9 protein-coding genes (1 of these 9 cut by a window edge) are annotated in these 13,855 nt (G+C 65.7%); 4 read left to right on the top strand and 5 right to left on the bottom strand.

Annotated features, from left to right (window positions below; translation table 11 throughout):
- Positions 1-36 precede the first annotated feature (36 nt).
- Complete coding sequence (locus ACZ1JS_RS00075) at positions 37-2,562, top strand: TonB-dependent receptor domain-containing protein (RefSeq protein WP_465167164.1); 2,526 nt, start codon at positions 37-39, stop codon at positions 2,560-2,562.
- A 258-nt stretch (positions 2,563-2,820) separates the two neighbouring features.
- Here the strand turns inward: ACZ1JS_RS00075 and ACZ1JS_RS00070 are convergent, their stop codons facing one another.
- The 5 genes from ACZ1JS_RS00070 to ACZ1JS_RS00050 form a co-directional block, all read right to left on the bottom strand.
- Positions 2,821-3,966 carry a glycoside hydrolase family 68 protein gene (locus ACZ1JS_RS00070; RefSeq protein WP_465167163.1) on the bottom strand — a complete coding sequence of 382 codons (1,146 nt, stop codon included), beginning with the start codon at positions 3,964-3,966 and terminating at the stop codon, positions 2,821-2,823.
- A gap of 29 nt (positions 3,967-3,995) precedes the next feature.
- Positions 3,996-6,101 carry an alpha-galactosidase gene (locus ACZ1JS_RS00065; RefSeq protein ID WP_465167162.1) on the bottom strand — a complete coding sequence of 702 codons (2,106 nt, stop codon included), beginning with the start codon at positions 6,099-6,101 and terminating at the stop codon, positions 3,996-3,998.
- The gene (locus tag ACZ1JS_RS00060; RefSeq protein WP_465167161.1) at positions 6,098-7,447 is read right to left on the bottom strand and encodes an MFS transporter; all 1,350 of its coding nucleotides are present in this window, start codon (positions 7,445-7,447) and stop codon (positions 6,098-6,100) included. The genes ACZ1JS_RS00065 and ACZ1JS_RS00060 overlap by 4 nt, the downstream gene beginning before the upstream one ends.
- A gap of 105 nt (positions 7,448-7,552) precedes the next feature.
- Positions 7,553-8,578, bottom strand: a complete 1,026-nt coding sequence (locus tag ACZ1JS_RS00055; protein WP_465167160.1) for a histone deacetylase family protein — start codon at positions 8,576-8,578, stop codon at positions 7,553-7,555.
- Entirely contained in the window at positions 8,575-9,426 is an 852-nt protein-coding gene (locus ACZ1JS_RS00050; protein ID WP_465167159.1) for a type 1 glutamine amidotransferase, read from the bottom strand. The genes ACZ1JS_RS00055 and ACZ1JS_RS00050 overlap by 4 nt, the downstream gene beginning before the upstream one ends.
- 138 nt (positions 9,427-9,564) lie before the next feature.
- On the opposite strand from ACZ1JS_RS00050, the gene ACZ1JS_RS00045 reads away from it, so the two are divergent.
- From ACZ1JS_RS00045 to ACZ1JS_RS00035, 3 genes are all read left to right on the top strand, one after another.
- Complete coding sequence (locus ACZ1JS_RS00045; protein WP_465167158.1) at positions 9,565-11,166, top strand: sulfotransferase family protein; 1,602 nt, start codon at positions 9,565-9,567, stop codon at positions 11,164-11,166.
- 128 nt (positions 11,167-11,294) lie between these two features.
- Positions 11,295-13,808, top strand: a complete 2,514-nt coding sequence (locus ACZ1JS_RS00040) for a TonB-dependent receptor (protein WP_465167157.1) — start codon at positions 11,295-11,297, stop codon at positions 13,806-13,808.
- A 20-nt stretch (positions 13,809-13,828) separates the two neighbouring features.
- Positions 13,829-13,855, top strand: partial view of a Xaa-Pro dipeptidase gene (locus tag ACZ1JS_RS00035; RefSeq protein WP_465167156.1) — the 5' portion only. The gene runs 1,257 nt beyond the window's last position; only the first 27 of its 1,284 coding nucleotides appear in the window; it begins with the start codon at positions 13,829-13,831; its stop codon lies beyond the right edge, outside the window.

Here is a 13,855-nt window from a genome sequence, read left to right as displayed (position 1 = left end):
AGGCCCCGTCAGGGAGGCCGTTCAGGAGGGTTTGCCATGAAGTTGCCGGTTCTGCTCGCGTGTTCGTCGCCTATTGCCTTGTTGGTCGCATCGCCGGCCATCGCCCAGGTTGGCGCGCCACAGGCGCAGACGACCAGCGAAGCCCCCGGCGCGATCCCCGATCCGGCCGAGGCGACCGACGAAATCGTCGTCACCGCCAGCAGCGGCGAACGCTCGCGCTTCCGCAGCTCGATCTCGGTCACGCAGCTCAGCAACGACGCGATCACCAATTTCACGCCGCGCTCCGAAGCCGAAGTGCTGCGCAACATCCCCGGCCTGCAGCCCAGCGACACCGCCGGCCCGGGCGGTAACGCCAATATCGGCGTGCGCGGCATTCCGGTGTCGACCGGCGGTTCGGAATATGTGGCGTTGCAGGAAGACGGCCTGCCCACCGTCCTGTTCGGCGACATCAACTTCGGCAACAACGATTACTGGCTGCGCTTCGACCAGAATGTCCAGCGCGTCGAAGCGGTGCGCGGCGGTTCGGCCTCGACCTTCTCCAGCCAGGCGCCGGGCGCGGTCATCAACTATCTTAGCAAGACCGGCGACAAGGCCGGTGGCCAGGTCGCCTATTCGAACGGCATCGGTTTCCGCGAACATCGCGTCGATTTCGACTATGGCGCGCCGATCAACGACACGCTGCGCTTCCATGTCGGCGGCTATGCCCGCAACGGCGGCGGTCTGACCAACGAACGCTTCAACATCCTGCGCGGCTATCAGATCAAGGCGAACATCACCAAGGATCTGCCCGACGGCCGCGGCTTCGTCCGCCTGTATTTCAAGCGGCTCGACGAACAGGCGCCGACCAACACCACCACCCCGTCGATCGCGACGCTGGACGGGAACAAGGTCACCGGCTTCGCCCCGCTGCCCACCTTCGATGGACGCGACGGCTCGTCCTATTCGATCTACAACCGCCGCTTCCAGTATCTCGACTATGACGGCGGCGGCCTGCGCAGCGCGGAGATCCAGGGCATCCATCCGCGCGTCACCGGTCTGGGCGCACAGTTCCACTACGACCTGACCGACAATCTGACGCTCGACAACGTCATCCGCTATCAGTGGATCAGCGGCAATTTCACGACCCAGTTCATCAACGTCGCGACGCGCACCGGTGCGGGCGGCGTGATCGGGTCGACCGTAAACGGACAGGTCGTCGGCTCGGTCCGCTATGCCGCTGGTCCGAACCAGGGTCAGCTCTATACCGGGACCTACATTAACAATAATCCGAACATCAACACGTTGATGAAGAACATGAACAACTTCGCCAACAACCTTGCGTTGAACGGCAAGTTCGACCTGGGCGGGGGCAAGGCGACCTTCTCGACCGGCGTGTTCGTGATGAAGCAGAACATCGAGCAGGACTGGCACGTCAACCGCAACTTCGCCGAGATCAACGGCGAGAATGCGGCACCGCTCGACCTGTTCTCGACGACCGGCGCGCAGCTCACCGCCGCGGGGCAGGCCGGCTTCAACGACAATTGGGGCAGCTGCTGCGCCCGTCGCGTCGATCTCAGCTACACCGACGTCGCCCCGTTCCTGCAGGTCGGCTATGAAACCGGCGGTCTGAACCTCGACGCGTCGGTCCGCTACGACAATGTCAGCGGCAAGGGCACGGCACAGGGCGGCGTCGCCGGCCCGACCGTCCGCGCCAGCGACGCGCTGGGATCGGCGTTGATCCCGTCGCTGGTCCTGAACCCGACGGTCGAGAATATCGACTATAGCGACAGCTATGTCAGCTGGTCGGTCGGTGCGCTCTACGCCTTCAGCGGCAATACCAGCGCCTTCGCCCGCGTCAGCCGCGGCGGCCGCTTCAACGCCGATCGCCGCGTCCTGTCGGGCAATTTCAACGCCGACGGCTCGCTCAACGCGCAAGGGGAACAGACCTCGGTCAACTTCCTCAACCAGCAGGAAATCGGCCTGAAGCAGCGCGGCAGCGTGCTGGGTGATGCGTCCTACACCGTCGAAATCACCGGCTTCCGCTCGACGCTGACCGAAAACAACTACGACTTCACCCGCATCAACAATCCGGCCCCGAACAACGACCCGAACATCTCGAACGGCTATCGTTCGTTCGGTGTCGAGTTCTCGAGCCGCCTCAACTACGGCAACTTCCACCTCGCCGCCGATGCGACCTATTCGAATTCGAAGATCGTCAGCAGCGCGACCGCGGCCCTGGTCGGCAACCGCCCCGGCGGCCTGCCCGAATTCCTCTACGTCATCTCGCCGTCCTATGACGCGGGCGTGGTCGCGTTCGGCGTCAGCGTGAACGGACAGACCAGCACGCCCTCGGACGATTTCAACCTCTACACGATCAAGGGCTCGACCTTCGTCAACGGCTTCGTGACCGTGCGCCCGGTCGACCGGATCGAACTGGGGCTGAACGTCAACAACCTGTTCGACAAGCTCGGCTTCCGTGGCGGCGGCAACCTGAACCCGGTCCTGTCGTCGACCAGCGCCGTGTTCAACAACACCGCGCTCTATGGTCGGACCGTCACCGGCTCGATCCGCTACCGTTTCTAACCGCCTCCCAAGCCTGACGGGCGGCACGGCTTCGGCCGGGCCGCCCTTTTTTTATGCGCGGCGCGTGGCGGCCTCCACGCCGCAAACGTCGTCCCAGCGAAGGCTGGGATCTCCCGATGACAGTACGCAGCAGGAGCCGCGCGAGGCCCCAGCCTGCGCCGGAGCGATGCATTTGGCAAAAGGGCTTGTCCCAGACGCAAAAAAGGGCGCCGCCGGACCCAACCGGCGACGCCCCACGGCATCCGAAGCCGGACGACCTCACATCGTCCAGCGCGCCTTGTCCCCGTCGAGCACCAGCCGGAACCACGGCGCCGCCGTCCCGCCAAAATGCTTGCGCCGCGTCGCGCCATCGGCCGGCTCCACGCCGTTCAGCCCCACCGAATCGGCAAAGCTGATCACGTCCAGCTCGCCCGTCACCCACCAGCAATAGGCCTGATAGGGTTCGGCCGCCGGATTGCCCGCCACCAGCCCCGACCCGTTGAGCGGCACCCACGGCCCGGCCATGCTGTCCGCGACCGCGCCGTACAGCCCGGTCGGCGCCCCCGCCCCGTCGACGAACCGCTTCGCCTGCGTCGACCAGAACAGATAATAGCGTCCGTCGACCAGCACGATATGCGGCCGTTCCAGTTCGCTATTGACCCCGATCGATTCGAGCAGCGGCGCCGCCAGCCGCCATGGCTGATCGGGCGCATCGCGCCGCGCGACGCCGATCACCCCGTCATGTACGTCGTCGACCCAGCCCGCCGACCCGACGAACAGCAGATATTCGGCGCCGTCGGCGGGATCGCGGAAATAGCCCGGATCGCGAAATCCCTTGATCCGGCCATCGACCGCTTCTGCCTGATCGGCGCGCAGATAGGTCGCGCCATCGGCGGCGATCGATTCGACCGGCACCGACCAGTCGCCGACCCGGCCATCGGCAAAGCGTCCGACCGACTCGAACAATCGCTGTTCGAACGTCCGCGCCTGCCCCCGCCGCCCCGATGCGGTGAAATACAGGGTCAGCGTCGCGCCGTCCTCGGCCAGTACCGCCGATCCCGACCATTCGCGGCTGCCGGGCGTAAAGCCGTCGGGGAACGCATCGCCATGGTCGCGCCAGCCATCGGCGCCATGGCTGGTCAGCCGGATGCGCGCCGCATCGTGGCGGTCGTCGGGATCGGCGAATTGCGGCGTTAGGAGGAAGAACCACCAGCTACGATCGTCGACGAACGCGGTGCGGCCATCGGCATAGGCGATCTGCCACATGTCCCAGACATCGTGCCCCGGCACCACCGGCGCCAGTTCGTCGAGCGAGAATATCGGCAGCGCCAGTTCGGGCTGATCGGCGGCCTGCCGCACGGCATCGATGCTCCAATGGGTCGGCAGCGGCTGGTCGGCGGCGATATGGCGGGCGGGCATGGTCATAGGAGCGGCTTTCGACAGGAAGACAGTGTTCAGGCGGCGGTGATGGCGAACAGCGCGACGCTCTCCGCCTTCATCGCCGGGATCGGCAGGCCGGCATGGGCCAGCCAGTCGCCATCGAGCGTCACGCCCTCGCCGCGCATCGCGGCAAAAACGGGCGCATCGGGCAGCGGGTGACCGGGCACGGTGGCAAGATCGAGCAGGCGCACGCGCACCCGCCCGTTGCCCGCCAGCGGCGGCAGCGGCAGCGGCAGTGGATGGCGCACTGTCATCGGCTGCACCTGCGTCACGCTCAGCAACAGGTCGCCCGGCGCTCCGTGCATCTGCCACAACAGCCCGTCGCCGCCCTCGCCCATCCACAGCCGGCCATGGTGCAGCCGGTCGCGCAACGCCTTGTACCGCTCGATCGCCGCCGACAGCGTCACCGCATCGGCGGGCGCGATCGCCGCCGGGTCCAGCTCGACCCCGAAATGGCCGGGCAGCGCCACGGCGGCACGGAACGCCATGCCCTGGCTGCGCCCGGTCGAATGCGCCGGACTGGCGCCGACATGCGATCCCATCATCTCGGGTGGCAGGAAATGCAGGAAACCGCGCTGCATCGCGACCCGGCTGACCGCGTCGATGCAATCGCTGGTCCACATGCGATGCGTCCGTGTGGCGATGCCGGCATCGCTGCGCCCGCCGCCCCCGGCGCATGCCTCGATCTCGACCGCCGGATGCGCCGCGCGCAGCCGGTCGATCAGCGCATAGGCGCCCAGCGTTTGCGCATGATAGCCCGCCCGCCCCCGCGCATCGCCCGCGGGCGCCAGATCGCGGTTATGATCCCATTTCAGATAGGCGATCGGCAGGTCGCGCAGCAGCGCGTCGATCGCATCGAACAGATATGACCGAACCTCCGCCCGCCCCAGGTCGAGCACCAGCTGGTTGCGCGAGGTCAGTTTCGGCACCCCGTCCAGCTGCAACGCCCAATCGGGGTGCGCGCGGGCAAGGTCGCTGTCGGGATTGACCATTTCGGGTTCGACCCACAGCCCGAACTCCATGCCGAGCGACACGACATGCTTGGCCAGCGGCTTCAACCCGCGCGGATATTTGACCGGATCGGCGACCCAGTCGCCCAGCGCGGCGGTGTCGTCGCCGCGCCCCTTGAACCAGCCATCGTCGAGCACGAACCGCTCGACCCCCAGCCCCGCCGACCGATCGGCCAGCGCCATCAGCGCCGCCTCGTCATGGTCGAAATAAAACCCTTCCCAGCTATTCACATGCACCGGGCGCGGACGCATCGCCCCGCCCCAGGGTGCGCGCGCCCGGACGGCGGCGTGAAATGCCTGCACCGCCCCGTTCACCCCGGCGGTCGAACAGGTCGCCAGCATCTCCGGCGTCGCATAGGTCTCGCCCGGCGCCAGCCGGATCTCACCCGGGGCCAGCGCCTCGCCCATCTGCAGGATCCAGAAACCGTCATCGTCGCGTTCGATCGACAGCCGGTGATTGCCCGACCATGCCAGTTGCGCGCCATGCACCCGGCCATGGTGCCAGCCCGCCTCCGGCCCGATTACGAACAACCCCGGCGGCCCGGCATGGCCGGTCAGCCCGCGCCGGTTCTCGCGGACCCAGCCATGCGCCGGCATCGCTTCGTCATGCGCCACGAATTCGGCATTGTGCCGCCCGGTGAAGCTGCGGATCGTGGCGCTGTTGCCGGGCAGCGGCAGCGTCCCCGCCGCCAGCCATTCGATGTCGAGCACATCGTCGCCGTCATTGGTGACGCTCGCCGACAGGGTCAGCATGTCGCCGGCCATCGCGATCCGCTGGACGACGGTCACCCGCGCGGTCCGGTCGGTCAGCGTGACGGTGACGCGGTCCGCCTGCGCATCGATGGCGACATCGTCGAACCATTGCGCGAACGCCTGCCCCCCGCGATGCGCACGCAGCGCCGCCGGCCCGAACCAGCCGGTGCCATAGCTCGGCACCAGCGTCAGCGGCTGGTCGCGATCGAGCGAGAAGGACGCCTGCGGCCGGGTGTCGGCCAGCACCGGCAGCGTGTCGGCATCGACGCGCGGCCCCCACCATCGCCATAGCGGCGCGGCATCGGGTTGCGCTTCGAGGATCAGGCTCGACCCGTCCCCGTGCAGTGCGATGGTCACGCCGCCGCCTTGTGCGTCGCGCCGACCGGCAGCCCTTGCGCATTGCGCTCGCGCACCGTCCATACCGCCGCCGCCGCCGCGAACATCAACACCCCGCACAGCGTCAGCACGTTGCGCGGATCGCTGCCCAGCAGGCGATCGTAGAACAGCCACATCGTCCCCGAAAAGATCAGCATCGGGATCACGATCATCATGTTGAAGATGCCCATATAGACCCCGGTCCGCTCGGGCGGGATCGATCCGGCGAGGATCACATAGGGGTTGCCCATGATGCTGGCCCAGCCGATGCCGATGCCGATCGCGGGCAGGAACAACATCCATTTCTGGGTGACATGCGGCAACCAGACCATGCCGATCCCGGCGAGGATCAGGCAGATGGCGTGCAGCCCGGCCGCGCCCATCCGCTTGGCCAGCGGCACCATCGCAAAGGCCGCGAGGAACGCGACGCCGTTATAGAATGCCGCCATCTCGCCATTGGTCAGCACCGCCGAATGGAAACCCGTCGATGTCGCCTCGGCCGTGCCATAGACCGACCGGCCGATCGAATAGATGACATATGCCCAATAGGCGGCCATCGCATACCATTGGAACAGGCTCATCAGCGCCAGCTTGCGCATCGCCAGCGGCATGTCGCGGATCGCCGACCCGATTTCCTTCAACATCGCACCCAGCCCCTTCGGCTCGGCGGCGATGCGGGCGCGTTCTTCCGGCGCCAGCGGCAATTCGGGCACGCGCCAGATCGACCACAGGATCGTCGAGAAGCTCAGCACCGCCCCGACCATGAACGCGATCCGCGCGGTATAGGGGATGTTGTGCGCGTCGACCCAGTCCTGGTTCATCCCCGCCCACACCAGCAGCGACGGGGTCAGGAACGCCAGCATCTGCGCCGCGCCCGTGAAGGCGCTCTGCGTCAGGAACCCGACCTGATGCTGGTCCTCGTTCAGCCGGTCGCTGACATAGGCGCGATACGGCTCCATCGTGATGTTGTTGCCGGCGTCGAGGATCCACAACAGCGACACCGCCATCAGCAGCGATGAACTCAGCGGCATGAAGAACAGCCCCAGCGCGCACAGCACCGCGCCGAGCAGGAAATAGGGGGTCCGCCGGCCCCAGCGGCTGTCGGTCCGATCGCTCAGCGCGCCGATCAACGGCTGTACTAGCAGGCCGGTCATCGGGCCTGCCAGTTGCAGCATCGGGATCGTCGCCTCCGACGCGCCGAGGTAGCTGTAGATCGGGGCCATATTCCCCTGCTGCAACCCGAACGAGAATTGCAGGCCAAGAAAGCCCAGATTCATCTCGAGGATGCGGGGGAGCGACAAATGGGGTTTGGAAGCGGGTACGCGCATCGGACATCCTCATGGCTGACGCCCGTCTTCGCGAGCCTGGCCACCCGCTATATCAGCTTTGTCGACGCTGACAACAATCGATTGCGTAACCGTCGACAAATGCCGTTACGTGGCACCTTCGTCACCTTCGACGCCCGACAGGAACGCCGCGACATTCGCTCCCAGCGCCTCGACGGCATAGCCGCCCTCCATGACGATCGCCGCCGGCAGCCCCGCCGCGCCGATCATCTGCCCCATTTTGGCGAAGTCCCCGGTCTCCAGCGCGAAACCGGCAATCGGATCGTGGGCATAGGTATCGGCGCCGAACGACACGACCAGCGTTCTGGCACCCCAGTCGGCGATCGCCGTCAGCGCCTGCGCCAGTGCCGGGCGATATGCCGCCCAGTCGGTCCCCCGCGGCAACGGCAGGTTGAGCGTAGCGCCCGTCCCCGCCCCTTCGCCCCGCTCGTCGCCATGCCCCCAGTAAAAGGGATAGTCGGTGCGCGGATCGGCATGGATCGACGCGAAGAACACGGTCGCGTCCGCCAGGAAAATGTCCTGCGTGCCATTGCCGTGATGATAGTCGACATCCAGCACCGCCACCGGCCCCAGCCCCCTGGCCGTCGCCCGCCGCGCCGCGATCGCGGCATTGTTCAGGAAGCAATAGCCGCCCAGATAATCGGCACCCGCATGATGCCCCGGCGGCCGGCACAGCGCGAAACTGCTGCGTGCCCCCTCCGCCAGCGCGTCGACGGCGCTGACCGCGCATTGCGCGCCCCAATAGGCCGCGTCCCAGCTTCCGGCGGTGATCGGCGTCGACGCATCCATGCTGAACGCGCCCAGCCGCGCGTCGATACGCGTCAGCTCGACCGCCCGCCGATGCCGCACCGGAAAGGCATAGCCGATCGCCTCGCCCTCGCGCCCTTGCCCAACCCAGTCGTCCCACGCGGTCCGCAGGAACGCCAGATAGCGTGCGTCATGCACCGCCGCGATCGGCTCCGCTCCATGGTCGCGCGGCGCTTCCCATCGTCCCAGCGCCTCCGTGATCGACCGCGCGCGCCCCGGCGTCTCGGCATGGACCGCCCAACCGCCATTATGGAACTCCCGCCCGGGCGCATGGGCGAGTTGGCGGTCGTCGAAGAAGCATCTCATCCCACCTTGTTCCGCAACGTGGGGAGATGGGCAAGGAAATTGGCGATCTCGCGCCGCCGGTTGGCCTCGACCGCCAGTTCGTCGCCGACGCCCAGCTTCCACCGCGTCGGGCCATGGTCCGGATCGGCGTGCAGCCGGTCGAGCAGGTCCGCCTGATCGGCAACGTCGCCCGCATCCGCCGCCAGCCCTTGCGCGATCAGTTCCTCCCCCTGCGCCCGCAGCGCCACCGCAATCTCCTCCAGCGACAGTTCGGGATGATATTGCACGCCCCAGAACACGCCACCGGCAAAACGTATCTCCGCCGCCTGCACGCCGGTGACGGAATTTCCCGCTAACAGAACAGCATCCGGCGGCAGGACTTCAACCTCATCGCCATGAATCGCCCCAGCCTCCCAAACCCTCCCCCGTCCCGCCAGCAGCGGATGGTGCCGCCCGGCCTCGGTCGCGAGGATGCCGCGAGCGACGCCCGCCTCCATGCGCCGCGGCATCCGGCGAACCTTCCCGCCCGCCGCCGCCACCGCGATCTGCAGCCCGGCGCACGACCCGAACGACGGCACGCCCGACCCGAACACCGCGCGCATGAACGCCAATTGCCGCGCGACTTCGGGCGTCTCGTCATAGACATGCATCGGCGAGCCGGTCAGGAACACGCCTTCGAACGTCCGAAGGTCATCTGCCGAGAATATGGGCGCATCGTCATCCGCCGGCGCGACGATGGTCACCTCGACATTTGGTGCCATCTGCCGAAGCGTGGCTGCATAGGTTTCGCCTGCGCTTTTTCCCGTCCTGCGTCGACGCGCCTCGCGCTCGTCCGGCAATTCGCTCTGCGCGATAAGATATTGTGGCAAATGGCATCCTTCGGCGACCTATCCGCCACTGAACGCGCGCACGACCGGATCGTCGCATTGCGCAGAGGCGGGCCGCCGATATGTCTCTGCCGACCCGCTCGCCTTGATCTCGAGGTTGCATGATGGTTTCTACGACGCATGACGCCGCAGCAGCCATTGTCTCCCTACCCCCGATGGCATCCCCGTCTGGTCGATGCCGCGCTGGCACTGCACGACAATCGTCTGAACGAGGCCGAGCCGCTGCTGCGCCAGCATCTGAAGGCCGACCCGTTCGACGCGCGCGCCATCCGGATGCTGGCCGAACTCGCCGGTCGGATCGGGCGCTACAAGGATGCGGAGACGCTGCTGCGGCGGGCGCTGGAATTGTCGCCGACCTTTCATGCGGCGCGGGCCAATCTCGCGATCGTATTGTACCGCCTCAATCGCCCGATGGAGGCGATCGCCGAACTCGATCTGCTCCTCGAGGAGGAACCCGATCATGTCGGCCACGCCAATCTGAAGGCGGCGGCGCTCGGCCGGATCGGCGGGTTCGAAGAGGCGATCACGCTGTACGAAACCGTGCTGCGCGATGCACCGCAGCAGCCGCGCGTGTGGATGAGCTATGGACATATGCTCAAGACCGTCGGGCGGCAGGCCGACGGTGTCGCCGCCTATCGCCGCGCGGTCGCGATCACGCCTTGGTTGGGGGAGGCATGGTGGAGCCTTGCGAACCTCAAGACCGTCGCGTTCGACGACGCCGATATCGCCGCGATGACCGAGGCGCTGGCCCGCGACGATGTCAGCGTGGAGGATCGCTTCCACCTCGACTTCGCGCTCGGCAAGGCATTCGAGGACCGCCGCCGGGCCGAAGCGGCGTTCGCGCATTATGACGCGGGCAACCGGCTACGGCGCACCCGCATCGTCTATGACGCCGATGAGACGGAGCGCTTCGTCGACGACAGCATCGCGACCTTCGACACTGCCTTGATCGCAGCGTGCGCGGGAATGGGATCGATGGCCTCCGATCCGATCTTCATCCTCGGCATGCCCCGCGCCGGATCGACGCTGATCGAACAGATATTGTCGAGCCATCCCCTGGTGGAGGGGACGTCCGAACTGCCCGACGTGCCCGCCCTTGCGCGGAGCGTCACCGAGTATCCACGAGGGTTGTCGGCGCTGGATGGCGAACGATTGCGCGCAATGGGCGACGACTATCTGCGCCGTGCTGCGGTGCAACGTCGATCCGACCGGCCCTTCTTCATCGACAAACTGCCCAACAATTGGGCGCACCTGCCGCTGATCCTGCTGATGCTGCCCAATGCGCGTGTCATCGATGCCCGTCGCCATCCGCTCGGCTGCTGCTTCTCCAACTACAAACAGCATTTCGCACGTGGTCAGGCCTTCAGCTACGACCTGGTCGATATGGGTCGTTACTATCGCGACTATGTGCGGTTGATGGCACATGTCGACCGGGTCGCCCCCGGACGCGTCCACCGCGTTTTTTACGAGCAGATGGTGGACGATACCGAGGGGGAGGTGCGACGCCTGCTCGCGGCCTGCGGGCTCGACTGGGACCCTGCCTGCCTCGCCTTTCACGAAACGCGCCGCGCCGTGCGCACGGCCAGTTCCGAACAGGTACGCCGGCCGATCTATCGCGACGGGACGGAGGCGTGGAAACCCTTCGATCGCTGGCTGGAGCCGCTGCGCGACAGCCTCGGCGCGGTGCTGACCGCCTACCCGGCGATACCGCCGTTCGAATGAGCGGTACGCGCAAGCGTGGTAAAACTGTCACGCTGCACCTGCGAAATGATGGTGACAAATGGCGTGATATTGACGTCCGAAAGCCGCTTGTTAGCGTTGTGTAACTTTATGTTGCAACGGGGGCTCTGATGCGGTCGATCTGTCGTGGAACGCTGGCAACGGCTTTGCTTGTTTCGTCGGCACTGACTTCTGCGACGGCCCTTGCCCAGTCGATCGACAGCCAGGCGTTGACACCGACCGCGGACCCGGCAGCCGGCGAACCCGAGCAAGATGAGATCATCGTCACTGCGCAGAAGCGCGACGAAAGCATCCAGACGGTACCGCTCAGCATCCAGGCGATCGGAACGCGCCGGCTCGATCAACTGAATGTCACCAGCTTCGCCGATTATTCGCAACTGCTACCCTCGGTCGCATTCCAGAGTTCGCAGCCGGGGGTCACCACGGTCTATATGCGCGGTGTCGCCAGTGGCGGCGACGGCAACCATTCCGGCTCGCTCCCCTCCGTCGGCGTCTATCTCGACGAACAACCGGTGACGACGATCGGCGGTACCCCCGACATCCATATCTACGACGTCGCCCGTATCGAGAGTCTCGCCGGACCGCAGGGGACGTTATACGGCGCATCGTCCGAAGCCGGTACGATCCGCATCATCACCAACAAGCCCGATACCAGCGGCTTCTACGGCCGGATCGATGGCGAGGCGAACACCGTGAAATCGGGCGGTCAGGGCGGCCGGGTGGAGGGAATGCTCAACATTCCCCTGTCGCAGCGTGCTGCACTGCGCGTGGTCGGCTTCTATCAGCATGACGCGGGATTCATCGACAACGTCCCCGGCACGCGCAGCTTCACCGGCGGCATCACCGTCGACAATGCCGAGTTCGTCGAGAAGAACTATAACGACGCCGACATCTGGGGCGGTCGCGCGGCGCTGAAGATCGACCTCGACGATAGCTGGACGGTAACGCCGACCATTCTCTATCAGGAACAGCGCAATCACGGCAGCTTCGGCTATGATCCGAAGGTCGGCGATCTAGAGGTCCAGCATTTCTTTCCGGAATATCGCCGCGACCGTTTTGCGCAGGCTGCACTGACGATCGAAGGAAAGCTCGGCAATTGGGATCTGACCTATGCCGGCGCCTATTTCGATCGGCGCGCGCTGCAGTCGTCGGACTATACCGATTATGCCGAAGCGTATGACTCGCTCTACGCGTCGGTAGGCGGCATCGCGGGCTATTTCTACTTCCTCAACAATGCCGGGCAACAGATCGATTCGCGTCAGCGGATCATCGGCACCGATCACTTCAGGAAGATGAGCCAGGAGCTTCGCATCGCTTCGCCGCAGGACGAACGACTTCGGCTGGTAGCGGGTGCCTTCTATCAACGGCAGAGCAACCGCATCGGGCAGGATTATCGCGTTGCCGGCCTTGCCGACAATCTGTCGGTGAATGGTCGTCCCGGCACGCTGTGGCTGACCGAGCAATATCGCGTCGACAAGGATTATGCCGTTTTCGGCGAAGCCAGCTACGACCTGTTGCCGAAGCTGACACTGACCGCCGGTGCGCGCGCCTATATCTTCGACAATTCGCTGATCGGCTTCTTCGGCTTCGGTCGCGACCTCGACGGCCCGCCCTATAATGCGGCGGGGAGTTCGCGGACGGGCGTCGCCGGATGCTATACGACGACCGGCGCGCTGTTGCGCGACAATCCCGGTGGAACATTGTTCCCCGCCGCCGTCAGCGGCAGCCCGTGTACGAACCTCGCCCAGTTCGACGGGCGTTCGCTCTCTCCGCGAAGCGTCGATGGGCAGGGTGTCACCTATCGTCTCAACCTGAGCTGGAAACCGGCCGACGGGCTGTTATTCTATGGCACTTGGTCGAAGGGCTTCCGACCCGGCGGCATCAATCGCCGCGCGACCGTCGCACCCTATGCGCCCGACTTCCTGACCAATTACGAGGCGGGGTGGAAGACGACGTTGCTCGACGGCCGGCTGCGCTGGAACGGTGCGGCCTATCAACAGAATTGGGACGCGTTCCAATTCTCGTTCCTCGGCGCCAACAGCTTTACCGAAATCCATAACGGTCCCGACGCCCGTATCCGCGGCATCGAAAGCGATATCAGCGCCTATCTTGGCGGACTGGCACTGACTGCCGCAGGGTCGTACACCGATGCGAAGACGAAGCGGAACCTCTGCGCGATCGACGATCCGACCTTCACCTGCGCCGGTGACGGTAATTTCATCGCCGCGCCGACCGGCACCCGGTTGCCGATCACCCCGCGTTTCAAGATCAGCGGGAATGCGCGCTACACGGTCCCGATCGGTAGCGCCAAATCCTATGTGCAGGCGTTGGTGACGCATCAAAGTTCGGCGTCGTCCGACATCCGGACCGCCGTCGTCGAAACCGGAACGGGCGATATCGTCAATCCGGCGTTGCTTACCGGACGGCTGGCCGCATTCACGACCGCCAATTTTTCGGTCGGGCTCGATCTGCGGACATATACGTTCGAACTCTATCTTCAGAACGCCTTCGACGAACGCGCGCAATTGTCGCGCTTTCAGCAATGCGGCAGTTGCTATCAGCGGCCTTACATCGTGACGAACACCCCCCGGACGATCGGCATTCGCGCCGGCGCCCGCTTCTGACCGCTTTCGAAGGAACGTTGATGCGTAGTCTGGCCTGTCTTTCGCTG

This window comes from Sphingomonas sp. BL-S-05 (genome assembly GCF_055521695.1).
The sequence above is the reverse complement of the archived record's forward strand: the minus strand, read 5'-3'. Positions and strand labels throughout refer to the sequence as shown.